The following is a 23,895-nucleotide window of genomic DNA, read 5'->3' as shown; positions in this document are numbered from 1 at the left end:
GAGTACCGACCAACGCAGCTGGAAAAAACAGAAATATATGGATACAGAACCGCCTCGTGATCGTCATTGCGAGGAGGTACGACGAAGCAATCCCCAAAATACAGATCGGATTTGCACAGTTACTCTGTAATTCGGGGATTGCTTCGTACCTCGCAATGACGGGAAAGAGGTCTATTGTAAAAAATACATATTGATAATCAATAACTTACAATCACATCATTATAAGGCACGAAGTAAGGACATGGTTGTTGGGTTGACGAATATTAAACCGGCTACCTACACCACCATATTAACAATCCTGCCTTTAACTACAATCACCTTTTTAGGCGCTTTACCATCGAGGTATTTTTGTACATCGGTGTTGGCTAAAACAGTAGTTTCTATTTCCTTTACGTCAAGGCTCAATGAAATATTGAGGTTCATTTTCATTTTACCGTTGATAGATATCGGGTAAGCAAATTCATCCTCAATTAAATAAGCGCTGATGAACTTAGGGAACGACGCATACGATAAACTACCAGCCGGGTTACCCAATAATGTCCATAATTCCTCGCAAATATGCGGAGCATAGGGTGACAGGATGATCACCATATCCTGCAATATCGCGCGGTTATTACATTTCAGATCGGTTAATTCATTTACCGCGATCATGAAGCTGGAAACTGAAGTATTGAACGAGAAACGTTCAACATCTTCCTCCACTTTGCGGATGATTTTGTGTAATGATTTCAACTCCGCTTTTGAAGGCCCGGCACCGGATACGCTAAACTCCCATGCCTCGTTATGGAACATTCTCCAGAATTTACGCAGAAATTTGAACACGCCTTCAATGCCATTGGTGTTCCAGGGCTTGCTTTGCTCCAATGGACCAAGGAACATTTCATACATGCGCAGGGTATCGGCGCCGTAACGGCTAATAATATCGTCCGGATTAACTACGTTGAACTTGGATTTTGACATCTTTTCAACCTCGACGCCACAAATATATTTACCATTTTCCAGTATAAATTCCGCAGTATCAAATTCAGATCTAAACTTTTTGAATTTCTCTATGTTCAGGATCTCATTTTCCACAATGTTCACATCAACATGCAATGGCGAAGTTTTATATTGCTTAATAAGGCCATGAGAAACAAACGTGTTCGTTCCGCGTCCTTCCTCATCAATCAAACGATATACAAAATTACTCCTACCCTGTATCATCCCCTGGTTAATCAACTTTTTGAAAGGCTCCTCCTCAACCACTTTACCAATATCCTTCAAAAACTTGTTCCAGAAACGGCTGTACAGCAAGTGACCGGTAGCATGTTCGGATCCGCCGATATACAAATCCACATCTTTCCAGTACTCAATAGCTTCTCTTGATGCAAACTCCTTATCGTTTTTCGCATCCATGTAACGGTACCAATACCAGCTTGATCCCGCCCAACCCGGCATGGTCGAAAGTTCGTACTCCCCTTCCGGATGTTTCCATCCTTCAGCTCTTCCCAATGGTGGTTCACCACTTTCGGTAGGTAAATATTTATCAACCTCAGGTAACAGTAATGGCAGATGACTTTCTTCAATTAAATGTGGCAAGCCCTCTTTAAAATAAACCGGCACAGGTTCGCCCCAGTAACGCTGGCGGCCAAAAATAGCGTCGCGCATCCTGAAGTTCACTTTTGCTTTACCGGCTCCAATCTCTTCCAGTTTGGCAATAACGGCTGCCGTACCTGCTTTATAATCCAACCCGTTCATAAAGTCGGAGTTGATGTATTTACCTTCCTTGGTCGGGTCGGCTTCGGTTTCAATATTTTGGGTATCAAGGATAGGTACTATCGGCAGGTTAAAATACTTGGCAAACAAATAATCCCGCTGATCGCCCGATGGCACGGCCATAACAGCCCCCGTACCGTATCCGGCTAAAACGTAATCGGCAATCCAGATCTGGATCTTTTCGCCATTCAATGGATTCAATACAAAGCTTCCGGTAAATGCGCCCGAAACAGTTTTGGCATCAGCCATCCTGTCAAGCTCCGATTTCTTTTTGGTTACAGCTATATAGGCATCAATATCTGCCTTTTGCTCAGGTGTGGTTAAAGTAGCCACCAACTCATGCTCGGGCGCTATCACCAAAACAGTAACGCCGAAGATGGTATCTACGCGGGTAGTGAAAACCTCGATGTAATTGTGAGTGGTGAGTGATGAATGGTGAGTGGTTTTGTCAAGCGGAAATTTAACTGACGCTCCCGTACTTTTACCTATCCAGTTCCTTTGCATTTCTTTTAGTGGCTCGGGCCAGTCGATGGTATCCAATCCATGCAATAACCTTTCGGCATAGGCGGTGATGCGCATGCTCCATTGCATCATTTTCTTTTGCTCAACGGGGAAGCCGCCGCGCTCGCTAAAGCCGTCTTTTACCTCGTCGTTTGCCAATACGGTTCCTAAAGCGGGGCACCAGTTTACGGTACTTTCGCGCAGGTAGGTAAGGCGGTATTTTAATAGTTCGGCCTGCTGCTCCTGGTTGCTAAACGCTTTCCATTCACCGGCAGTAAAACTCAATATTTCTTCATCGCATACAGCGTTGATTCCGGCTGAACCTTTTTGCTCAAAATGCTCAACCAGTTTGGCAATTGATTCGGCTTTATCAGCATCCTTATTATACCAGCTGTTAAACAGCTGCATAAAAATCCACTGTGTCCACTTATAATAATCCGGCGAGCTGGTGCGCACTTCACGGCTCCAATCAAAAGAGAAGCCTATCTGATCTAACTGGCGGCGGTAGGTGGCAATATTTTCTTCGGTGGTTACCGCAGGGTGCTGCCCGGTTTGTATGGCGTATTGCTCTGCCGGTAAGCCAAAGCTATCGTAACCCATGGGGTGCAGCACGTTAAACCCTTTTAAGCGTTTGTAGCGTGCAAAAATATCAGATGCGATATAACCCAGCGGGTGACCAACATGCAGCCCCGCACCAGATGGGTATGGGAACATATCCAGCACATAATACTTGGGTTTGGCGCTTTTATCTTCGGCTTTAAACGTTCCGTTCTGTGCCCAAAACTGCTGCCACTTTTGCTCTATATCCTTAAATTGATAGTCCATTTTGTTGTTTACGCGTATGAGGTTGCGAAATTAAGAAAATCTCTATTAGTATGATAGTTTATTGGCGATTAGTTGATTATAGTATAGCCCACCCATATAAACCGCCTATACAGTTTATTCCATACTATGCTATATTGCATGTGCCTGGTGCACAAATAAATAACAGATCGACATTGATATTATTTGATATTAATTATTTAGTCCGCTTATTTGTAATTAACTATATATGCATTAAATTTGGCAACACTTTCTTAAACCTTAAACATGAAGCACAATTACAAACTCATCCTTTTGGCCTTTATAGGTATAGCATTTACCTGGTCGGCCTGCAGCAAATTAAAAAACGATGCCAATACCAGCACGGTAAGCACCAAAATAGTAAGCACACAAATGGCTGCCAGTCTTAGTGAATCTTTGTACGGCGAACAGGGCGGCTTTAGCATCGAAGATGGTATCGACTATCCAAGTAACCTTGATTTTGCACACAAAGGCAAAATCAAAGTTCAATCAAACCATCACGTGGGCTGCGGTTTTAAAATTGATACAACCTTTTCGGTTAACTTTGATACCGATAGTGCAAAACTTGATCTGTGGGAAAAAATTAAATACGAGGTTTTATGCACCAACAACATACCATCAAGCGTAAATGTTAATGATAGCTTACATTTAGTTGTAGTTGGCGGCGGCGTTAACCTTACAGAAAAATATGGCAAAAGCTTTTTATTAAAAAGCCTTAACCCCGGCCAAACAGGTGCAAAGCTTCAGCTGGATGGTAAATTGAATCTATCTATAAACGGAAGCTACAAAGAAAACAACGCTACAAAAACCATTGCGGGTTCATACAGTTTTACTTTATCTGCGTTGGTTATTGACCGCTCTGCAGGTGCCGATATTATAAGCGGAAACGGAACATTTGCCACCAAAGGAACTTATGATAAAGGCACCTGGAACTATTCCGGAACAATTGTATTCATGGCTGGGCATAAAGCCAAGATCACCATTAATGGCGATGTTTATACCATTAATGTTAAAACCGGGCAGGTGTTATAACCGATTTATAAGATATTCATATTCTCCGCTTACTGACTGAACAGATAAGGAATTGAGCGCGGGGTGAGGAGAAACTGTTTCTTGAGCACAGCGAAAAATCTACACCCCGCTCTAAAATTATGCATACCTGAATGTATGTCATAGGAGTTTTCTCACCGCCCCCCTTTGCTTTAACAGGAAGTTTCCCGAGGGAACTTTTTTGTTATAATCAGAACTAATAACTTATTATATTGGCAAAGTAAAACCTTTTGCTCCCCCTTTAGGGTGCTGGGGGTTTGCTTAACAATGAAACGTCTATTCTCAAATCTTTCCTTCCAGGTTCTTATCGCTATTGCCCTCGGTGTTGTCGTCGGACTAAACTTTAAGGGCTTTGCCTCCACTGCCGAACTCATCAGCAAAACGTTCATCAGCCTTATTACTATGCTGATAGCGCCTATTATATTTTTCACCATTGTACTGGGTATTGCCGGCATGAGCGATATGAAAAAGGTTGGCCGTGTGGGTGGCAAGGCACTGCTTTATTTTGAAATAGTTACCACATTTGCCCTTATCATAGGTGTTACAGTGGCCAATATCCTTAAACCCGGCGCCGGTTTTGTAAGCCATGCCGTTGCAGATACCAGCAAGCTTGCAGTGTATGAAAAAGCTGCTGCCGAAATGCACTGGGGCGATTTTATTGCCCACATTGTACCCGGCAATGTGTTTGATGCGTTTGCCAAAGGCGATATATTGCAGATCCTGTTCTTCGCTATTTTGTTTGGCGTTGGGTTGAGCCGCATGGGCCAAACCGGTCAATCGGTTATCCAGCTGTTTGATAAGCTCTCCAAAGTGTTCTTCAACATCATGAAGATTGTAATGAAAGTAGCACCTTTAGGCGCGTTTGGGGGGATGGCATTTACCATCAGCAAGTATGGGTTAAAAACCTTACAGCCATTGGCGCTGCTGATGGGTTCTGTTTATTTAACTATGCTCCTGTTCATTTTTGTGGTGTTGAATATTATTTGCCGCATCTATAAATTCAGCCTGTGGCAATACCTCAAATACATCCGGCAGGAAATACTGATTGTGCTGGGTACCTCCTCTTCCGAATCTGCATTGCCGGCCATGATGGAGAAAATGGAAAAATTTGGCTGCTCCAAGTCGGTTGTGGGTTTGGTGATCCCTACGGGGTATTCCTTTAACCTGGATGGCACTACCATTTACCTATCCATGTGCGTAATATTTTTGGCACAGGTATTTAATGTACCTTTATCACTTGCCCAGCAATTAACCATTATTGGTATATTAATGATCACCTCCAAAGGCGCCGCAGGGGTAACAGGCAGTGGTTTTATAGTGCTTAGCAGCACACTTACCGCAATAAAAATTATCCCTGTTGAAGGTTTGGCTATATTGATAGGTGTAGACAGGTTCATGTCCGAAGCCCGGGCCATCACCAATGTAATTGGCAATGGAGTGGCAACTATTGTGATTGCGAAAAGTGAGGGAGAGTTTAGCCCCCCGGCGCCCTGAAGGGGGAGTTTTTTGATTGGTTTATTTACAAATACGAATACGTTTCTTTTTCCAATTGAATTATTAGCTTTCATAATATCCGGGCGTATCCCGCTGATAGAAGCGGGCCGGGCTTTCCCCTCATACGCCTGCAGGCATTCCGCGCGGGCCGGTATCCGGTACAATCCCTTACGCGAGAATAGTGATAAACAAAAACGAGGATGAAAACAAACATCCAGGCTTTATAAATTCAATACTTACCATGCAAGAAAACAAATATTCAGGAATGACAGTAAACGAAAGGCTTTATATAAGCGGTTTAATGAATGAGTTTGACAAAGCAGTTAGAGAGAAAAATATTGAAAAGATTAAATCTATTTTCAAAGAAGTAGAATTAACAGATGACATAACGATCATTGCTATTTTAAAGCAAATAGGATTACAATAAATTCTCACGGCTACGCCAATTCGCACGAGTATGTATTTGAATATCACAAGGGTCTATACATAATATAAGTATCTACAAGCCCCAGTTGAAGATGCCTGAAACCATTGGGGGTAGTGCCAATAATGGTAAAGCCATTTTTTTGCCAAAGCTTTACCGCCTGGTAATTGGTTGAAACCACTATGTTAAATTGCATAGCCTGGTACCCCTGTTCTGTAGCTATTTGCATAGAGTGCCGGCAAAGCAGGCTTCCTATACCTTTGCCCCTGGCATCGGGATGCACCATATAGCCGCAATTGGCAATGTGGTTGCCCAGCCCCACCTGGTTGGGCTTCATGATGTAAGTGCCCAGTATTTTAAGATCCTCTTCGGCAACAAACGTTTGGATTGGACTTGCAAACCAATGTTTTTGTAAATCGGCTTTAGGAGTTTCAGGATCAAACGCGTACGTATCCCCTGTTTGTATAACTTTTGAGAATATCTCCCAAATGGAATCATAGTCCTCTTGAGTAGCTGGTCTTATTTTCATAACCTATAAACTTCCGCTATAGTTGTGGTATTACGGATTACAAATTGTTTTTAGTTTTTTACTGTAATCGGCATTTAGCGGCTCGTTGGTTTGGGCAAGGCGCTGTGATCCTACGTTGGCGGGGCAGGCAATACCTTTGGGGCCGTCATAAACCAGGTCGGGTTTGATGCTGATCAGTTCTTTAGGTACATAGACCTGTACCCTGGTAACAGGATATCCGCTCGGGAAATAACGAACATAATAACCATCCGGGTGTAAAGACCATATGCCCGATGGCACTTCCGGATCGGGTTGCGGAGCAATGCCGGCCAGCATGGCGTATTTTTCCATGTCTTCGTATGATGCATTGCCCGATGCAGCCAGCTGGCGGATATTATTTTCGGCCTCAAAAACGCTTTGGGCGGCGGCCGGCAGCTGGTCTTTGGCCTTTGCCACCAGGCTCGCCGGAAGTACACCCAATGCACCACCCTCCAGCATAAGCAATTCCTGCGGCGATAATAAAGTGGTTGCTGTTAGTTTGATATCTGTGCCAAAATCGGCAAAACGGGTACGGGCAACTATTGCCCAAAGTAATACCTGGATACTGCGCTGTTTTACGTCGGGATGCTTTTCGGCATTTTTAAGGATCAGTATTACCACATCGGCCTTAGGCCCCAATACCGGTGCCAGCATATAGCCATCGCCGGTGCTTGGCCCGCGTGTACCGGCGTGCAGGCAATAACTTTTGTTGGTCATTTCAAAAAAACCGGCGCAAAGTTTAAAACCGCCGCCGGGTGCTTTGGGTAAAAGGTACAAAGGCTCGGGTTGCTGTCCTTCAATAAATGATGGCGGTTTGGAACCTGTTTTGTTTACATCTTTAAAACTGGTTGTAATGGCCTGCGGCTGTTTCAGGATCTTGCTTAAACCACCACCCGAGGCGATGTCGGTGCCTTTTTCCAATAATTTTTTACCAAGCCCGCCAAATTGGGCCTGGGCGGCAGTAATGCAAAACATAAATGCAATGAGCGTAGCAAATCTTTTGTGTGTTTTCATAAGTAACAGGATGTTTAGATGCTGCTAAATTAACTAAAACAATACTAATCGGGGGTTACAATTAAGTCTGTTTTTTTTGGCAGCTTTCGAAGGGTATATGACCTGTGCTTTACAGTGGGCTTTTCACTGCAATCCTTAACGCAGGTTACGGGAGGAAACGCCCAAAACCTGCCTGTTAAAGCAAATTATTTAATACCATAAAGTCACTTTTATGTTAACATATAAAATTACCTGCGCCGGGGGTTTGACATTCGGACAAAAACTTTAGCTTTGCCGTACTAAACGAAAAAAACCAATGAGTGTTCTCGTAAATAAAGATTCAAAAGTTATTGTACAAGGTTTCACCGGTAAAGAAGGCAGTTACCATGCCGAGCAAATGATTGCTTATGGTACCCAGCTTGTTGGCGGTGTTACACCAGGTAAGGGCGGTCAGTCGCATTTAGACAGGCCTGTTTTTAACACTGTTAAAGATGCCGTTGACCAAACGGGCGCCGATGTATCTATCATTTTTGTACCTCCGGCTTTCGGCGCTGATGCCATTATGGAAGCTGCAGAGGCCGGCATTAAGGTTATTGTTTGTATTACCGAAGGCATCCCTACAAAGGATATGATTGCGGTAAAAGAATACTTAACCGATAAGGACGCACGCCTTATTGGCCCTAATTGCCCTGGTATTATTACTGCTGATGAAAGCAAAATTGGTATTATGCCAGGCTTTATCTTCAAAAAAGGTAATGTTGGTGTTGTTTCAAAATCAGGAACTTTAACTTATGAAGCGGTTGACCAGGTGGTTAAAGCCGGTTTAGGTATCACTACCGCTATAGGTATTGGCGGCGACCCTATTATTGGCACCCCAACCAAAGAAGCTGTTGAACTGTTAATGAATGACCCTGATACACATGGCATTATCATGATAGGCGAAATTGGCGGAAGCATGGAAGCCGAAGCTGCCCGCTGGATCAAAGAATTTGGAACTAAACCGGTTGTTGGTTTTATTGCCGGCCAAACCGCGCCTCCGGGCCGCAGGATGGGTCACGCTGGTGCAATTGTTGGCGGTGCCGACGATACAGCTGCTGCCAAAATGAAAATTATGGCCGAGTGCGGGATCCGCGTAGTAGAATCTCCTGCAGAAATTGGTGCTGCTATGGCAGAAGAATTGGCGAAAATAGCTTAAGGCTGAAAGCCTAAGGCCTAAAGCTTTTGGAAGTGAAAGCTTGATAAGCAATCGATATATTTAAAATCCCGATCAGTTTTGGCCGGGATTTTTTATTTCCGCTTTCTTAGAAGCCGTCTAAATTTGATTTATTAATGTTTTTATACTTCTAATGAAGGCCATCCCCACGCGTCATTGCGAGGTACGAAGCAATCCCCGCCTTACAGAGTAGCTTTGCAAATCCGATCTGTATAGTTTGGGATTGCTTCGTACCTCGCAATGACGGTCTGTTTATCTATTTTTAAACAGCTTCTTACATAATTTTTAACTATTTGTATATTTACGGATATGACAACGATCACCATAGAAGTTCCCGACAGCCTTGGCGAGTATCAGAAAGATACTGTTCGCTTTATAGCTGCCAAACTTTATGAATCCGGCAAACTATCTCTCGGACAGGCCGCTGTTATGTCGGGGCTTACCAAACGTACTTTTGCCGAACTGCTTAATGAGTACGGTGTTTCCTACATCAATTATTCAGTTGAAGATCTGAAAGATGAGCATGACGGCATTGGCGAAGTATAATATCGTTATTTACATCTCTTCCACTCAATAGCGTATCTTCTAAAAAGCAGTTCCTTACTTTCATGTCAGCTATAAATTTTCTATTTTTAGAAAGTCACGCTTCAAAACACCATCATGATTGCAAAACGTCTGCATAAAATATTCAGCATAATTTTATTATCAGCCTGTTGCGCAACAGCCACAGCCCAAACCTACAAACCCGCCGCCTTTACCGATCCCGACAGGTTAAAAAAAATAGAGGCCACCTTCCCCATTATCGACCAGATTTATAAGGACTACGCCGAAAAAAATCATTGGCCGGGCACTGCCTATGGTATCATTGTAGATGGTAAACTGGTGCATGTAGGCGGTCTTGGCTATACCGATGTTCCGGATAAGATAGCAGCTACCCCAAAATCCGCTTTCCGCATTGCATCTATGACCAAAAGCCTCACCGCCATGGCCATTTTAAAGCTACGCGACGAGGGCAAACTGAAACTGGATGACCCGGCCTACCTGTACATCCCCGAGATGAAGAATACCAGGTACCTCACCAAAGATGCTACCCCTGTAACTGTAAGACACCTGCTCACCCACGCTGCCGGCTATCCCGAAGACAACCCCTGGGGCGACAGGCAACTGGCCGTTAGCGATGATGAGCTGATAACGCTTTATAAAAAAGGCGTTTCCTTTTCCAACAACCCGGGTTTGGGTTATGAGTATAGTAACCTGGGCTTTGCTACGCTGGGCTATATCATCAAAAAAGTATCCGGCAAAACCTATGAAACTTACATCAACGAAAATATTCTGAAACCTTTGGGCATGACACATACCTACTGGGAATATACCAAAGTACCCAAAGAGCAATTGGCGCTGGGCTACCGCTGGCTGGATGATAAATGGGTGGAGCAGCCCTTACTGCACGATGGTGCCTACGGCGCCATGGGCGGCCTTATTACTACTATAGAGGATTTTAGCAAGTATATGTCGCTTCACCTGGACGCCTGGCCACCGAGGGATGATGCCGAAACCGGCCCCATAAAACGCAGCTCTATCCGCGAAATGCAATACCCCTGGGATGTAAATTATTTAACGCCGAATGCCAAAACCACTAACGGCCGCCCCTGCCCCAATGTGAGCGCTTATGCTTACGGTTTGCGCTGGGCAAAGGATTGTGATAACCGGGTTTATATTGGCCATACAGGCGGTTTACCGGGCTTTGGAAGCCAATGGAACATCATGCCCGATTATGGTATAGGTGTGGTTTCATTCGCCAACCTTACCTATGCGCGGGCCGGGTATCCTAACACGCAGGTGCTGGATACCATTATGGCATTAACTGGTATAAAACCCCGCCAGTTGCCGGCCTCGTTAATATTGGAGCAGCGTAAAAATGACCTCCTGAAAGTTATTGCCGACTGGAGCAAAGCCAAAGAAAGCGGCATCTTCGCCGACAATTTTTTTATGGATTACTTTCCCGAAAAACTAAAAGCAGCGGCCGCTGAAGCTTTTGCAAAAGCAGGCAAAACGGCAAGTATTGGTGATGTGATAGCAGAAAACCAATTGAGGGGATATTTTATTATTAAAGGAGAGCATGCCAATATCCGGGTGAGTTTTACACTAACGCCGGAGAACCCGCCTTTGATACAGGAGTACCATTTGGATATAAGCCCACCGGCCCCCTGAAGGGGAATTCAGCGGTAAAAGTGTCTTTCTTCGCACCGTCAAACCAATGTAAACATCCCCCTCTAAAACATTTAATGCCCTCAATTTGTCGTATCTTTATGTAGGTAAAAATCGGGTTGTTATCGGTAAAATCAATAATCAACTGGTGAAATCACCCTAACAATCAGTGTAATCATAAATAAATGGAATACAACAAATTAACGCCCGAAGAAGAAAGGGTAATACTATACAAAGGTACCGAGCGGCCATTTACGGGCGCTTTGCTAAATAATGATGCCCATGGTTTATATGTTTGCAAACGCTGCGATACGCCACTTTACACTTCCGAATCGAAATTTGAATCGCACTGCGGCTGGCCAAGTTTTGACGACGAGATCCCGGGAGCTGTAAAACGCGTACCCGATGCCGATGGCCGCCGGGTTGAAATTGTTTGCGCAAATTGCGGCGCGCATTTGGGTCACGTTTTCGAAGGCGAATACCTCACTCCAAAAAATACCCGCCATTGTGTAAATTCTGTGTCGATGAAATTTGTATCGGCCCAAAATGTTTAAATAATTTTAACCCATTCAGGAATATCCGGGTAATGATTATCGTCCCGGATATTTTGTTTTTCCACATCCGGGTTTTGAGATCGTATTTGAGGCCGATTTTCGAAATCCCTATCAACCCTTAGCAAAGGTGTTATGTATTTTTCAATAACTGTCGGTGTTAAGTAAAGTAATTTATAATGTTAAATTATTGTATCTGGCAAGTTTTTACACTATGCATTTTAGTGGTTATTTTTAATTAGCTGTAATCAAGTTCATTAATTTTCTGTTTCGTTGAATGGTTTAAAAAGTTATTTTACTAAGTGTTAATAACTCGGGCCTTTGTTAAAAACTATCATTAACAGCTTTCCAAAGCAAACATTAACTTTGTTGTACAAGGCAATAAAAAAGTATTCAACAGACAGCCGGATGCACTCGTCATCCAACAATACAAACACTTAGCTGTCAGAGATTTACATACTAAACCATTGTGGTTAACCAAACCAAATCACAAAAACTCGAGAGCTTTATGTATAATAAGGCTCGCTTTGGTGTCTGATGGCGCTACGTAAAAATTAAACGAAAAAAAACAGGTACCAATGATACAGGAAGACGAAATATTACTGAAAGAGAACAAAGACAGGTTTGTGATACTACCAATTAAGTATCCGGCCATTTGGGAGATGTACAAAAAGGCTGAAGCCAGTTTTTGGACAGCCGAGGAGATCGATCTTTCGGATGATATGAAGCATTGGGAAAACCTGAATCCGGGCGAGAAACATTTCATTTCGCATATCCTGGCTTTCTTTGCAGCAAGCGATGGTATAGTGAATGAAAACCTGGCCGTGAATTTTATGAGCGAGGTACAGTTACCGGAGGCCCGTTGCTTTTACGGTTTCCAGATCATGATGGAGAATATCCACTCAGAAACCTATGCCCTGTTAATTGATACGTATATAAAAGACCCGGCCGAAAAAGACCGCCTGTTTCATGCTATTGATACTATACCATGTGTAACCAAAAAAGCAGAATGGGCGCTGCGCTGGATAAATAATGGCAACTTTGCCGAGCGTTTGGTGGCTTTTGCAGCTGTTGAAGGCATCTTCTTCTCGGGTAGTTTCTGTTCTATCTTCTGGCTTAAAAAACGCGGCCTGATGCCGGGATTAACCTTCAGTAATGAGTTAATCTCGCGTGATGAAGGTTCGCATTGTGAATTTGCCTGCCTGCTGTACAAAATGCTTAACAAAAGGTTAAGTGCCGATGCCGTTTTAAAGATCATTACCGACGCGGTTGAAATTGAAAAAGAATTTGTAACCGATGCATTGCCGGTTAACCTGATTGGCATGAACGCCAAAATGATGGGCCAGTATATTGAATTTGTGGCCGACAGATGGCTGGGCGAGCTGGGTTACGAAAAACACTACGGTGCAAGTAATCCGTTCGACTTTATGGAGATGATATCCCTGCAGGGCAAAACCAACTTCTTTGAAAAACGTGTTGGCGATTACCAGAAAAGCGGTGTATTAAACAACGCCGAGAGCAAGGCGTTTTCATTGGATGAAGACTTTTAAATAGTAAGTGGTGAGTTGGCAGTAGTGAGTTTTAAATAATTAAAAACATGTTTTTACAATTAGGCCATACTAAATTAGATGCTTACACTGTTACCAGGCAATTTGTAAAAGAATGTTACTTAGCTGTATGCCAATTCCCCCACGAAGAGAAATTTAATTTAACACAACAAATAAAACGAGCTGCCCTTTCTGTTCATTTAAATCTGGCAGAGGGAAGTTCAAGAAAATCTGATATTGAAAGAAAAAGGTACTACGAAATAGCCAGAGGATCCATTATCGAAATTGACGCTGCATTGGATGTAGCTTCAGATTTAGGATATTGTTCAACGGATAGTTTAAACGCTCTTGGCAATGCGTTGATTAAGTGTTTTAAATATCTAAGCGCCCTTATTAATTCAATCAGTATAAATCAATGACAATTAACACTCACCATTCACAACTCACAACTCACTGACATGCTTGTAGTAAAAAGAGACGGTAGAAAAGAATCGGTAAAATTCGACAAGATCACAGCACGTATCGAAAAACTGTGCTATGGGTTCCAGCTGGTTGACCCAATTGATGTGGCAAAAAAGGTAATTGAAGGTTTATTTGATGGAGTAACCACATCAGAACTGGATAACCTTGCTGCCGAAACTGCCGCGTCACTAACGACGAAGCATCCTGATTATGCTTTGCTGGCATCGCGCATCGCGGTATCAAACCTGCACAAAAACACTATCAAGTCGTTTTCAGAAACCATGCGTATCCTGTACAACTACGTGGATGGCAAAACGGGCAAAAATGCTTCACTTATAGCCGATGACGTATGGGAAGTTATTGAGGCCAATGCCGAACTGCTGGATAGCACCATCATTTATGACCGCGACTTTGGTTTCGATTACTTCGGTTTTAAAACCTTAGAAAAATCATACCTGTTAAAGGTTGACGGTAAAATTGTTGAGCGTCCGCAACACTTGTTTATGCGTGTATCGGTAGGTATTCACAAGGAGGATGTAGAAAGCGCCATCAAAACTTACCATTTAATGAGCGAGCGCTGGTTCACACATGCTACGCCTACGCTGTTCAACGCAGGTACACCAAAACCACAAATGTCGTCATGCTTTTTATTAACTATGAAAGATGATAGCATTGATGGTATTTATGATACTTTAAAACAAACCGCTAAAATATCGCAAAGTGCCGGTGGTATCGGTTTAAGCATCCACAATGTAAGGGCTACAGGCTCATACATCAGCGGTACAAACGGTACAAGCAACGGCATTATCCCAATGCTGCGCGTATTTAACGATACCGCCCGTTATGTTGACCAGGGCGGCGGCAAGCGTAAAGGCGCTTTCGCTATTTACCTTGAGCCATGGCACGCAGATATATTTGAATTTTTAGACCTGCGCAAAAACCACGGTAAAGAAGAAATGCGCGCCCGCGACCTGTTTTATGCCCTTTGGGTATCCGACTTGTTCATGGAGCGTGTTGAGGCCAACGAAGAGTGGAGCCTGTTCTGTCCGCACGAAGCACCAGGTCTGGCCGATTGCTTTGGTGCCGAATTTGTTGAATTGTACACCCGGTACGAAAAAGAAGGTCGCGCACGCCGTACCGTTAAAGCACAGGAACTTTGGTTTGCCGTATTGGATGCCCAGGTTGAAACCGGTACACCATACCTGCTGTATAAAGATGCTGCCAACAGCAAATCGAACCAGCAAAATTTAGGTACTATAAAAAGTTCAAACCTTTGTACCGAAATTATGGAGTACACCGATGCCAATGAAATAGCGGTTTGTAACCTTGCTTCATTAGCATTGCCACGCTATATCAGCAACGGTGCGTTTGATCATAATAAACTGTATGATGTAACTTACCAGGCCACTTTAAACCTGAATAAGATCATCGATCATAACTACTATCCGGTTAAAGAAGCCGAATACTCAAACCTGCGTCACCGCCCTATTGGTTTAGGTGTACAAGGTTTGGCCGATACTTTCATTCAGCTGCGTATGCCGTTTGAAAGCGACCAGGCAAAACAACTGAACAAAGAGATTTTTGAAACCATTTACTTTGCTGCCATGACGGCTTCAAAAGACCTGGCTATAAAAGATGGCGCTTACGAAACGTTTAAAGGTTCGCCATTGTCAAAAGGTAAGTTCCAGTTTGATCTTTGGAATGTATCGCCTGCCAGCACCCGTTGGGATTGGGAAAACCTGCGCCTTGATGTAATGAACCATGGTGTACGCAACTCACTGTTAGTTGCACCGATGCCAACTGCGTCAACCTCACAAATATTGGGTAACAACGAGTGCTTTGAGCCATACACCTCAAACATTTATACCCGCCGTGTATTAAGTGGTGAGTTTATCGTGGTAAACAAATATTTGCTGCGCGATTTGGTTAACCTTGGCTTATGGACCCCTGCTATGAAAGATAAGATCATCACAGCAAACGGATCTGTACAGGATATCGCTGAAATACCTGCCGATATCAAAGAACTGTACAAAACAGTTTGGGAAATTAAGATGCGTAACATTATTGATATGGCTGCTGACAGGGGTGCTTATGTTTGCCAGTCGCAATCATTAAACCTGTTCATCAACTCGCCAAACGCTTCCAAACTTACTTCAATGCACTTCTACGCATGGAAGAAAGGCTTAAAAACAGGTATGTATTACCTGCGTACACAAGCCGCTTCGCAAGCTGTTAAGTTCACCGTTGAAAACCAGGGCGGATCAAACATGGAACCAGTTATTCCTGAGCATGTAAACCAGCTTGCTGATAACGTTCCGGAAGGCCCAAGCTGCTCAATGGAAGAAGGTTGTGTTACCTGCTCTGCGTAATCCTTTAGACAAAGGATTTTTGGACAAAAGATAAAGGACTATAGAAAAAGTCCATAAGCCGCAGGGTTTATGGATTTTTTCTTTTGATGCATTTTTGGGGATAACGAATTGCATCATACAGCACAATTGTTTATATTTAATGACACTGATGTTTTATTAATTATTTCAACTTTCTCTACCTTCGTACATAACCATGGTCTATGGACCATTGACCACGAACTAAAAAGATGCACCCAAAACACGAGATCATCCGTTGCGAACGCTGTGAGGCCCCTTTTGAATGTAAAGCAAATTCATTCACCAAGTGCCAGTGCAGCACTGTGCAGCTTACCCTTAACGAGGTGCAGTATGTGAGCGAGCTTTACGAGGGATGCTTATGTGCCAATTGCCTGCTGGTTGTTCAGCAGGAGTATCGGGTTGGCATGGGGTTGGTTTAATTGTAGATAATAATTATATTTGATGTATGACCACAATAACCATACAAGTTCCTGAAAAAGCCAGGGGAAAATTGTCGGCAATTGTAAAAGAATTGGGTGGCGAGATAATTTCTATTTCTTCGGATAAGGCAGCAGCAAAGAAGGCTAAGCTTTTAAACGAGATAAAAGAAGGGTTGAAAGAAGTAAAGGAGATACGTAAAGGGGAAACAAAATCTTATTCGATGTCTGACCTTTTCGATTTCACCCTCGCATAATTCCAACCGGGCGACTGTTAAACCCATCCAAAGTCTTGCCGAATTTATTTCGGCATTCGCCCAAAGCGGACAGGTAACCGGCATGATGTTCAATTAGCAAGTGGGATGCTGAAACAAGTTAAGCAGGACTTATTTTCAAAAAAACCTTTTGTCATCCTGAACGGAGTAAAGGATCTACTCTCCGCCATGCTTCTTCGCCCTGTACAGTCTGCGAATAGATCCTTCACTCCGTTCAGGATGACAAACTTTTCAAACGTCATTTCCCCTTTAGAGTTTCCCGAAATTTCACCTCTCAGCATGACTTATTTTCTATTGCACGCTCTCCCCCTACAACGCATCCCCCCAAATACTTTTATCCTTTAGCATAATTTCGCGCAGCATACCAATCTCGGGCATGCCGTGGTCGAGTACTTGGTCGTGAAATTTTTTGAGGGAGAAGCTGGCGCCCTCCTGTTTTTTGTAATCCTCGCGCAGCTTTAGTATTTCCAGCTTGCCAATGGTGTAAAACAGGTATCCGGGATCGAAGGTACCGCGCAGCGCTTCCTGCCTCGATGGTTTATCGCCCTGATACCAGTTATCCATAAAAAATTTGGTGCCCTCATCAACACTCATGCCCTGGGTGTGGGTTTTGATGGATACACACAAACGGCAAAGCCTCAGCAATGCATCTCCCGATTGCGCCAGGCGATACTTAGCTGCCTTTACCGAATCGCCGTTATGACCATAACCCTCATCGGCCATCATTTTTTCGCAATAGTGCGCCCAGCCTTCTACATAGGCGTAGCTGCCAAAGATCTTTTCAATTTTGGTAGCCGATGACGCGTTGAGGTGCAAAAACTGGGTATAATGGCCTGGATATGCTTCGTGAATGGTCACGTTATCGGTAGTATAATAATCAAACTGCTTTAGCCAATCTTCTTTTTGCTGCGCTGTCCATTTTGAATCAACCGGTGTAATATAGTAGTAAGCCTCGGTTGCCTTTGTTTCAAACGGACCGGGCGTATCCATAGAAGCTGTGCCGGTAGCGCGTGCATATTGCGGGGTCTCTTCCACCTTAACCCTTACCGCCGATGGCATGGTTACAATGTTTTTATCGATCAGGAACTGCCTGATCTGCTCCAGGTTCTTTTTGGCATCGGGAATCAGGCTTTGGGCAGTTGGATGGTCTTTTTGTAAATCGTGGTACACATCAACCGGTTTTTTATTGGGGTTGATGATCTTCGCGGCGGCATTAAATGATTCCTGTTCTTTTTTTAACTGCGTTAAACCTATCTGTAATACCTTATCTGGCGTAAGTTTAATGCCCTCGCTATACAGCAGCATTTTTTGGTAGCTGGCTGTGCCAATGGCATATTTATTATTTGCCTTGCGCAGCTTTTCTTTCTTCAGGAAATCAGCAAAATCATTAACCGCTACAATGGCTGCCGCGTTAACTCGGTTGAAAGTTTTCATCAGCGTATCGTTCTTCACATCTTTCAGTGCTACTTTCAGGTCGCCGCCTAAAAATGCCGCTGAGCCTTGTGCTATCTGGATAGCGGTTTCTACATACGGTTTGGCTAAAGTATCGTTGAGGTTAAGCCTGGCATCGGCCAATAATCTGGGTGCCTGTTTTTCTATGGCGATGATGGATTTTACCCGCTCTTCTATCGGTGCAAAATTACGTTTCACATAAATGCTTACATCAACTATTCCCGCGTAGGTCATGGGATTTTTGGTGTAGGCCCCCAGGTCCTCAAAAGTCCAGATCTCGCCTTTTATAGCCGAACGCAAAATGCGGTAATCATAAAACGCCTTTGGGCTCAAGGATGCAGTATCCGCACTGCTTAACTTCGCATCAAAATCTTTTAAACGGGCCAGTTCCTTATCTAAAGAAGCTTTGCTGATATCCGTGACCTTACCATCATACTGGTGATATCCCAAAGCAACACCATAAGCCGGTCGCCAGGCCAGGTAGCCGTCAAGATAATCATCGGCCAGTTTTTGAAACGCGGCATCGCCCGAAAGCGCACTATCGCCGGAAGATTTAGGCTTACAGCTAATGAGGATACAAAAAGGAATGATCAGGAAGGCTAACTTTTTCATACAGAATAGATTTGGAAAAACCTAAGATAATAGTTTACCGGGGATTGGGCAAGGGTGCAATCGATACATAAGTGATTTAACTGAAAACCAATTGCTTAAAACAATTATCAGCCAATATTATTATGTATATAAAACATACCACTATGAAAAAGAAATTCACCTCCATACTATTGCTTGCTGCAATGGTTGCTACTTTAGCCATAAGCTGCGCACCGCCAAAGAACATGCCGCACCCACCCAAGCCACCAAAACCCGCAGCGCCATAAATATTGGGCCTTTAGCTTTAAAAGTTAAAGGCCTTTTTGTTGAATAACAAAATAATCCCTGCCAGATTAATCCTTTTCATTAAAAATGTATCATACATATATACATCTTAATATTAGATGATGCATTAAAAATATATATCATGAAAAAGAGATTTGTTGCATTTGCACTATTAATATCAGCAGCAGTGGTATCAGTAACCTCGGGTTGCGTGGTACGCGATGGATACGGACACCACAGAGGTCATCATGACAGGTACTACCATAACGGATATAATAATGGCGGCGACCGTGGCCATGGCCATGATGGTTATAACCATTACTAATTTTTGAGTGTTGTTTTAGAGTGATTGATAGCAAGGCGGTGATCGGTTGGATCATCGCTTTGTTTGTTTATAGAATATTGTAAACGTTCATTTAAAAATCTGAGAGGAATACATACTTAGCCCGGCTATCTGCAAAAAGACGGCCGGGCTATTTGGCTAAAAACAGGGCCGGGACTTTGAAATTTATGCCGTTAAGTTTTATCATACTGAAAATAAGCCGGCTAAAACTTTTTAAATTACTATTGATGTTAACTTATGTTGATAAAACCTCGCTTAGTTTTACACACCTATTATAAAAATGGTATTTATCTCGATTTAAATAGATTTTTTTTCGAAAAGGGTCATTTTAAAAAGTATCGGCTACAGTATTCAAAGTTATTTAAAGAAGCATTTTTCGGGGTTATTGAGCCCTTCCCTCCACCCAATCAATCATTTACAAAACTTTTTCTACCCAATCCCTTGAAAATCAAAAAATACTCCGTACCTTTGCAGTCCTTAAAATAAGGATAAAACTGTAAATACAAAAAGGAAAAAATGCCTACTATTCAGCAATTAGTTAGAAAAGGTAGAGTAGCTCTGGTTGACAAGAGTAAGTCGCCAGCGTTGGACAGCTGTCCACAGCGAAGAGGAGTATGCACACGCGTGTATACCACTACCCCTAAAAAACCAAACTCAGCAATGCGTAAAGTTGCCCGTGTGCGCTTAACCAACGGAAAAGAAGTAAATGCTTACATCCCGGGTGAAGGTCACAACTTACAGGAGCACTCTATCGTTTTGATCCGCGGTGGTCGTGTTAAGGATTTACCAGGTGTACGTTACCACATCATCCGTGGCGCGTTAGATACATCAGGTGTTGCCGGCAGGAACCAACGTCGTAGTAAATACGGAACAAAACGCCCTAAACCAGGTCAGGCAGCTGCACCTACAAAAGGCGCACCAGCTAAGAAAAAGAAATAATTAAGGAGGATAGAAAGCAATGAGAAAGTCAAAACCAAAAAAAAGAATTATCCTTCCTGATCCAAGGTTCAATGATACCCTGGTTACAAGGTTCGTAAATAACATGATGTATGATGGTAAAAAATCTACCGCATACTCTATATTTTATAATGCAGTTGATATTGTTGAAAAGAAAACCAGCGAAAGCGGTTTAGAAACCTGGAAAAAGGCTTTAAACAATGTTATGCCAGCTGTTGAAGTAAAAAGCCGCCGTGTAGGTGGTGCAAACTTCCAGGTGCCAACAGAAGTTCGTCCGGAGCGTAAAATAGCTTTGGGTATGAAATGGCTGATCAGCTATGCCCGTCGTCGTGGTGAAAAAACCATGATGGAGAAATTAGCCGGTGAGATCATATCAGCAGCTAAAGGTGAAGGTGCAGCAGTGAAAAAGAAAGAAGATACGCATAAAATGGCTGAAGCCAACAAAGCGTTCTCTCACTTCCGTTTTTAATTAAAGGATTACACCGATATAAAAAGGATTACACCGATTATATATTAAGGTTACACTGATTCAGTAAGATTACACCGACAAGCGGTGAGATCGAAAATAATCAGTGTAATCGTTTTTTAAATAATCAGTGAAATCATAAAATAAAAAACATGTCAAGAGATCTTAGATTTACAAGAAATATAGGTATTGCCGCCCACATTGATGCCGGTAAAACCACTACTACCGAACGTATCCTTTACTACTCGGGCGTAAGCCACAAAATTGGTGAAGTGCACGAAGGTGCTGCTACCATGGACTGGATGGCACAAGAGCAGGAACGTGGTATTACCATTACATCTGCTGCTACAACAGTTAACTGGAACTACAGAGGTCAAAAATACCATATCAACATTATTGACACACCGGGTCACGTGGATTTTACCGTTGAGGTAAACCGCTCACTGCGTGTATTGGATGGTTTGGTATTCCTTTTTAGTGCTGTTGATGGTGTTGAGCCACAATCAGAAACCAACTGGAGACTTGCCAACAATTATAACGTTGCCCGTATAGGTTTCGTTAATAAAATGGACCGTAGCGGTGCCGACTTTTTAAATGTTGTAAAACAGGTAAAAAGCATGTTAGGCAGTAACGCAGTACCATTGCAGTTACCTATTGGTGCTGAAGAGCACTTTAAAGGTGTAGTGGATTTGATTAACTGGAAAGGTATTGTTTGGAATGAGCATGATAAAGGTATGACCTTTACTGAAGTGCCTATCCCGGAGGATATGATTGAAGAAGCTACCGAGTGGAGAGAGAAATTATTGGAATCAGTTGCTGATTACGATGAGAGCCTGATGGAGAAATTCTTTGACGCTCCTGAAACAATTACTGAGCGTGAAGTGCTTGATGCTTTACGTAAAGCTGTTTTAGATGCCAAAATTGTTCCTATGGTATGTGGTTCATCTTTCAAAAACAAAGGTGTACAAACCATGCTTGATTACGTGATGGAATTATTGCCTTCACCTATGGATGTTGAAGGTATCATCGGTCATCACCCAGATACCGGCGAAGAAATTTTACGTAAACCATCTGAAAAAGAACCATTTGCAGCATTAGCGTTTAAAATTGCTACCGATCCTTTCGTAGGTAGGTTGTGCTTTATCCGCGTATACTCTGGTAATTTAGAGGCTGGTTCATATGTGCATAACATGCGTTCAGATAATAAAGAGCGTATTTCACGTATATTCCAGATGCATGCTAACAAGCAAAACCCTATCCCTAACGTAGGTGCAGGTGATATTGCTGCGGTAGTAGGCTTTAAAGATATTAAAACTGGTGATACCCTGTGCGATGAGAAATTCCCGATCATTCTTGAATCGATGAATTTCCCTGACCCGGTTATCGGTTTGGCTATTGAGCCTAAAACTCAGGCTGACGTTGATAAATTAGGTATCGCTCTTGGTAAATTATCTGAAGAGGATCCAACTTTCCACGTAAAATCTGACGAAGAAACCGGTCAAACCGTTATTAGCGGTATGGGCGAGCTTCACTTAGATATCATCATGGATCGTTTGAAACGTGAGTTTAAAGTAGAGGTTAACCAGGGCGCGCCACAAGTTGCTTACAAAGAAGCAATTACAGGTACCGTTCAGCACCGCGAAACTTACAAGAAACAAACCGGTGGTCGTGGTAAATTTGCCGATATCCAGGTTATACTTTCTCCAAACGATGAAGGTAAAGAAGGTTTACAGTTTGTGAACGAAATCAGCGGTGGTTCAATCCCCCGTGAGTTTATCCCATCTGTTGAAAAAGGCTTCGCGGCTTCAATGGCAAACGGTGTATTAGCCGGCTTCCCGTTAACCAGCTTAAAAGTACGTTTAATTGATGGTTCGTTCCACGCGGTCGATTCAGATGCGCTATCTTTCGAGTTAGCAGCTAAGATGGCTTACCGTGAGGCATTGCCAAAATGTAAACCAGTATTGCTTGAGCCGATCATGAAAATCGAGATCCTTACCCCTGAAGAAAACATGGGTGATGTTATCGGTGACATGAACCGTCGTCGTGGCCAGCTTTTAGGTATGGATTCACGTGCAGGTGCACAGGTAATTAAAGCTACTGTACCACTTTCAGAAATGTTTGGTTATGTAACCCAGTTACGTACCATCACATCTGGCCGTGCTACTTCAACCATGGAGTTTGATCACTATGCTGAAGCGCCACGTAACGTACAGGAAGAAGTAGTTGCCAAAGTAAAAGGCAAAAAAGCTGCTGCAAACGCGTAATAATAATTTGAAGATTGGGTGATTTGAAAATTTGAGGATGCTTTTTTAATTTTCAAATCTTCAAATTACCAAATTTTCAAATACAACAATAAACAATCAATTGCCCTAATAAATAGCTCTTAGGGTGGTTAAAATCAAATTAACATGAGCCAAAGAATCAGGATCAAATTAAAATCTTACGATTACAACCTGGTAGATAAATCTGCCGAGAAAATCGTAAAAACAGTAAAGCCAACAGGCGCTGTAGTTAGCGGACCACTTCCGTTACCAACCGAAAAGAAAATTTTCACCGTTTTACGTTCACCACACGTAAACAAAAAGGCACGTGAGCAATTTCAATTATGCTCATACAAGCGCTTATTAGACATTTACAGCTCGAACTCGAAAACTGTAGATGCCCTGATGAAGCTTGAGTTGCCAAGCGGCGTTGAAGTTGAAATCAAAGTTTGATAGATGCCCGGCCCACTGAAAGGTGTGGGACAACATAAAAAAACACCATCCGGTTTCGGGTGGTGTTTTTTGTTTTTGCAGATTATATCTTTCGCCCACCGTCGAGTACCGATCAGCCAAGCTAAAAAAAACAGTAATGACATGTATGGGTACCACAATCACCCCGTGATCGTCATTGCCTTTGGTCTAACAAAAGAAAAAACAATAAAGATTGCTGTTGTTAGAATGGGGGGTGCAGGGGGGTGTTAAGAACTAAAAACTTTGTGGAAAACGTTATTGTAAAAGGCAGGGTGAACTTTTGTCATTGCTAGTCTAAAGGACTTAAACTCGTATTAGTTCCCTGCCTTTTATGATTGCCCAAGGCCCAGCTATAATACTTTCTTTGTACCATCAAAGGTTATTGGCGCAAAAGGCAATCTTT

22 protein-coding genes are annotated in these 23,895 nt (G+C 42.9%); 18 read left to right on the top strand and 4 right to left on the bottom strand.

The window, feature by feature from the left end; genetic code table 11:
• Positions 1-276 precede the first annotated feature (276 nt).
• Entirely contained in the window at positions 277-3,081 is a 2,805-nt protein-coding gene (gene leuS, locus AC1DQW_RS23155; RefSeq protein WP_477456217.1) for a leucine--tRNA ligase, read from the bottom strand.
• A 264-nt stretch (positions 3,082-3,345) separates the two neighbouring features.
• Here leuS and AC1DQW_RS23150 point away from each other — a divergent pair, with 264 nt between their 5' ends.
• From AC1DQW_RS23150 to AC1DQW_RS23140, 3 genes are all read left to right on the top strand, one after another.
• Positions 3,346-4,131: a hypothetical protein gene (locus AC1DQW_RS23150; protein WP_477456216.1), complete on the top strand. Its 786-nt coding sequence runs from the start codon at positions 3,346-3,348 to the stop codon at positions 4,129-4,131.
• 285 nt (positions 4,132-4,416) lie between these two features.
• Positions 4,417-5,643 carry a C4-dicarboxylate transporter DctA gene (gene dctA / locus AC1DQW_RS23145; RefSeq protein WP_477456215.1) on the top strand — a complete coding sequence of 409 codons (1,227 nt, stop codon included), beginning with the start codon at positions 4,417-4,419 and terminating at the stop codon, positions 5,641-5,643.
• Between the two features lie 241 nt (positions 5,644-5,884).
• Positions 5,885-6,070 carry a hypothetical protein gene (locus AC1DQW_RS23140; RefSeq protein ID WP_477456214.1) on the top strand — a complete coding sequence of 62 codons (186 nt, stop codon included), beginning with the start codon at positions 5,885-5,887 and terminating at the stop codon, positions 6,068-6,070.
• Between the two features lie 43 nt (positions 6,071-6,113).
• On the opposite strand, the gene AC1DQW_RS23135 is transcribed toward AC1DQW_RS23140, so the two are convergent.
• Entirely contained in the window at positions 6,114-6,596 is a 483-nt protein-coding gene (locus tag AC1DQW_RS23135) for an N-acetyltransferase family protein (RefSeq protein WP_477456213.1), read from the bottom strand.
• A 30-nt stretch (positions 6,597-6,626) separates the two neighbouring features.
• Complete coding sequence (locus AC1DQW_RS23130; RefSeq protein WP_477456212.1) at positions 6,627-7,628, bottom strand: hypothetical protein; 1,002 nt, start codon at positions 7,626-7,628, stop codon at positions 6,627-6,629.
• A 295-nt stretch (positions 7,629-7,923) separates the two neighbouring features.
• On the opposite strand from AC1DQW_RS23130, the gene sucD reads away from it, so the two are divergent.
• From sucD to AC1DQW_RS23085, 9 genes are all read left to right on the top strand, one after another.
• Positions 7,924-8,802 carry a succinate--CoA ligase subunit alpha gene (sucD, locus tag AC1DQW_RS23125; protein WP_477456211.1) on the top strand — a complete coding sequence of 293 codons (879 nt, stop codon included), beginning with the start codon at positions 7,924-7,926 and terminating at the stop codon, positions 8,800-8,802.
• Positions 8,803-9,129: 327 nt separating this feature from the next.
• A complete protein-coding gene (locus AC1DQW_RS23120) occupies positions 9,130-9,366 on the top strand; it encodes a UPF0175 family protein (protein ID WP_477456210.1) in 237 nt (78 codons plus the stop codon).
• A 114-nt stretch (positions 9,367-9,480) separates the two neighbouring features.
• On the top strand, positions 9,481-11,031 hold the full coding sequence (locus tag AC1DQW_RS23115; protein ID WP_477456209.1) for a serine hydrolase domain-containing protein: 1,551 nt from the start codon (positions 9,481-9,483) through the stop codon (positions 11,029-11,031).
• A gap of 182 nt (positions 11,032-11,213) precedes the next feature.
• Positions 11,214-11,582: a methionine-R-sulfoxide reductase gene (locus tag AC1DQW_RS23110; protein ID WP_477456208.1), complete on the top strand. Its 369-nt coding sequence runs from the start codon at positions 11,214-11,216 to the stop codon at positions 11,580-11,582.
• Between the two features lie 575 nt (positions 11,583-12,157).
• On the top strand, positions 12,158-13,129 hold the full coding sequence (locus tag AC1DQW_RS23105; protein WP_477400829.1) for a ribonucleoside-diphosphate reductase small subunit: 972 nt from the start codon (positions 12,158-12,160) through the stop codon (positions 13,127-13,129).
• Between the two features lie 47 nt (positions 13,130-13,176).
• Entirely contained in the window at positions 13,177-13,545 is a 369-nt protein-coding gene (locus tag AC1DQW_RS23100) for a four helix bundle protein (RefSeq protein ID WP_477456207.1), read from the top strand.
• A gap of 39 nt (positions 13,546-13,584) precedes the next feature.
• Positions 13,585-15,957, top strand: a complete 2,373-nt coding sequence (locus AC1DQW_RS23095; protein ID WP_477456206.1) for a ribonucleoside-diphosphate reductase subunit alpha — start codon at positions 13,585-13,587, stop codon at positions 15,955-15,957.
• 227 nt (positions 15,958-16,184) lie between these two features.
• Positions 16,185-16,394, top strand: coding sequence for a cysteine-rich CWC family protein (locus AC1DQW_RS23090; protein WP_477413511.1), 210 nt, complete (start codon positions 16,185-16,187; stop codon positions 16,392-16,394).
• A gap of 26 nt (positions 16,395-16,420) precedes the next feature.
• The gene (locus tag AC1DQW_RS23085) at positions 16,421-16,648 is read left to right on the top strand and encodes a hypothetical protein (RefSeq protein ID WP_477456205.1); all 228 of its coding nucleotides are present in this window, start codon (positions 16,421-16,423) and stop codon (positions 16,646-16,648) included.
• 327 nt (positions 16,649-16,975) lie between these two features.
• Here the strand turns inward: AC1DQW_RS23085 and AC1DQW_RS23080 are convergent, their stop codons facing one another.
• Positions 16,976-18,730 (bottom strand): DUF885 domain-containing protein, encoded by a 1,755-nt coding sequence (locus tag AC1DQW_RS23080; protein ID WP_477456204.1) that lies wholly within the window; start codon positions 18,728-18,730, stop codon positions 16,976-16,978.
• Positions 18,731-18,873: 143 nt separating this feature from the next.
• Here AC1DQW_RS23080 and AC1DQW_RS23075 point away from each other — a divergent pair, with 143 nt between their 5' ends.
• The 6 genes from AC1DQW_RS23075 to rpsJ all read left to right on the top strand — a co-directional run bounded on the left by AC1DQW_RS23075 (position 18,874) and on the right by rpsJ (position 23,474).
• Positions 18,874-18,996 carry a hypothetical protein gene (locus AC1DQW_RS23075; protein ID WP_477456203.1) on the top strand — a complete coding sequence of 41 codons (123 nt, stop codon included), beginning with the start codon at positions 18,874-18,876 and terminating at the stop codon, positions 18,994-18,996.
• A gap of 140 nt (positions 18,997-19,136) precedes the next feature.
• Positions 19,137-19,319 (top strand): hypothetical protein, encoded by a 183-nt coding sequence (locus AC1DQW_RS23070; RefSeq protein ID WP_477456202.1) that lies wholly within the window; start codon positions 19,137-19,139, stop codon positions 19,317-19,319.
• Between the two features lie 534 nt (positions 19,320-19,853).
• Complete coding sequence (gene rpsL, locus AC1DQW_RS23065) at positions 19,854-20,276, top strand: 30S ribosomal protein S12 (RefSeq protein ID WP_067190071.1); 423 nt, start codon at positions 19,854-19,856, stop codon at positions 20,274-20,276.
• Between the two features lie 19 nt (positions 20,277-20,295).
• Entirely contained in the window at positions 20,296-20,763 is a 468-nt protein-coding gene (gene rpsG, locus AC1DQW_RS23060) for a 30S ribosomal protein S7 (RefSeq protein WP_076377343.1), read from the top strand.
• Between the two features lie 149 nt (positions 20,764-20,912).
• The gene (gene fusA, locus AC1DQW_RS23055; RefSeq protein WP_477405420.1) at positions 20,913-23,024 is read left to right on the top strand and encodes an elongation factor G; all 2,112 of its coding nucleotides are present in this window, start codon (positions 20,913-20,915) and stop codon (positions 23,022-23,024) included.
• A 144-nt stretch (positions 23,025-23,168) separates the two neighbouring features.
• Positions 23,169-23,474, top strand: a complete 306-nt coding sequence (gene rpsJ / locus AC1DQW_RS23050) for a 30S ribosomal protein S10 (RefSeq protein ID WP_022830652.1) — start codon at positions 23,169-23,171, stop codon at positions 23,472-23,474.
• The last annotated feature ends 421 nt before the right edge of the window (positions 23,475-23,895 follow it).

It is taken from the genome of Mucilaginibacter sp. P5_A4, from assembly GCF_056400605.1.
Note: the sequence above shows the minus strand (reverse complement) of the source record. Positions and strands in the feature narration are given on the sequence as shown.

Bases quoted from the DNA above. Each gene is read 5' to 3' on its own strand.
- leuS (WP_477456217.1), bottom strand. From the start codon at position 3,081: ATGGACTATCAATTTAAGGATATAGAGCAAAAGTGGCAGCAGTTTTGG.
- AC1DQW_RS23150 (WP_477456216.1), top strand. From the start codon at position 3,346: ATGAAGCACAATTACAAACTCATCCTTTTGGCCTTTATAGGTATAGCA.
- dctA (WP_477456215.1), top strand. From the start codon at position 4,417: ATGAAACGTCTATTCTCAAATCTTTCCTTCCAGGTTCTTATCGCTATT.
- AC1DQW_RS23140 (WP_477456214.1), top strand. From the start codon at position 5,885: ATGCAAGAAAACAAATATTCAGGAATGACAGTAAACGAAAGGCTTTAT.
- AC1DQW_RS23135 (WP_477456213.1), bottom strand. From the start codon at position 6,596: ATGAAAATAAGACCAGCTACTCAAGAGGACTATGATTCCATTTGGGAG.
- AC1DQW_RS23130 (WP_477456212.1), bottom strand. From the start codon at position 7,628: ATGAAAACACACAAAAGATTTGCTACGCTCATTGCATTTATGTTTTGC.
- sucD (WP_477456211.1), top strand. From the start codon at position 7,924: ATGAGTGTTCTCGTAAATAAAGATTCAAAAGTTATTGTACAAGGTTTC.
- AC1DQW_RS23120 (WP_477456210.1), top strand. From the start codon at position 9,130: ATGACAACGATCACCATAGAAGTTCCCGACAGCCTTGGCGAGTATCAG.
- AC1DQW_RS23115 (WP_477456209.1), top strand. From the start codon at position 9,481: ATGATTGCAAAACGTCTGCATAAAATATTCAGCATAATTTTATTATCA.
- AC1DQW_RS23110 (WP_477456208.1), top strand. From the start codon at position 11,214: ATGGAATACAACAAATTAACGCCCGAAGAAGAAAGGGTAATACTATAC.
- AC1DQW_RS23105 (WP_477400829.1), top strand. From the start codon at position 12,158: ATGATACAGGAAGACGAAATATTACTGAAAGAGAACAAAGACAGGTTT.
- AC1DQW_RS23100 (WP_477456207.1), top strand. From the start codon at position 13,177: ATGTTTTTACAATTAGGCCATACTAAATTAGATGCTTACACTGTTACC.
- AC1DQW_RS23095 (WP_477456206.1), top strand. From the start codon at position 13,585: ATGCTTGTAGTAAAAAGAGACGGTAGAAAAGAATCGGTAAAATTCGAC.
- AC1DQW_RS23090 (WP_477413511.1), top strand. From the start codon at position 16,185: ATGCACCCAAAACACGAGATCATCCGTTGCGAACGCTGTGAGGCCCCT.
- AC1DQW_RS23085 (WP_477456205.1), top strand. From the start codon at position 16,421: ATGACCACAATAACCATACAAGTTCCTGAAAAAGCCAGGGGAAAATTG.
- AC1DQW_RS23080 (WP_477456204.1), bottom strand. From the start codon at position 18,730: ATGAAAAAGTTAGCCTTCCTGATCATTCCTTTTTGTATCCTCATTAGC.
- AC1DQW_RS23075 (WP_477456203.1), top strand. From the start codon at position 18,874: ATGAAAAAGAAATTCACCTCCATACTATTGCTTGCTGCAATGGTTGCT.
- AC1DQW_RS23070 (WP_477456202.1), top strand. From the start codon at position 19,137: ATGAAAAAGAGATTTGTTGCATTTGCACTATTAATATCAGCAGCAGTG.
- rpsL (WP_067190071.1), top strand. From the start codon at position 19,854: ATGCCTACTATTCAGCAATTAGTTAGAAAAGGTAGAGTAGCTCTGGTT.
- rpsG (WP_076377343.1), top strand. From the start codon at position 20,296: ATGAGAAAGTCAAAACCAAAAAAAAGAATTATCCTTCCTGATCCAAGG.
- fusA (WP_477405420.1), top strand. From the start codon at position 20,913: ATGTCAAGAGATCTTAGATTTACAAGAAATATAGGTATTGCCGCCCAC.
- rpsJ (WP_022830652.1), top strand. From the start codon at position 23,169: ATGAGCCAAAGAATCAGGATCAAATTAAAATCTTACGATTACAACCTG.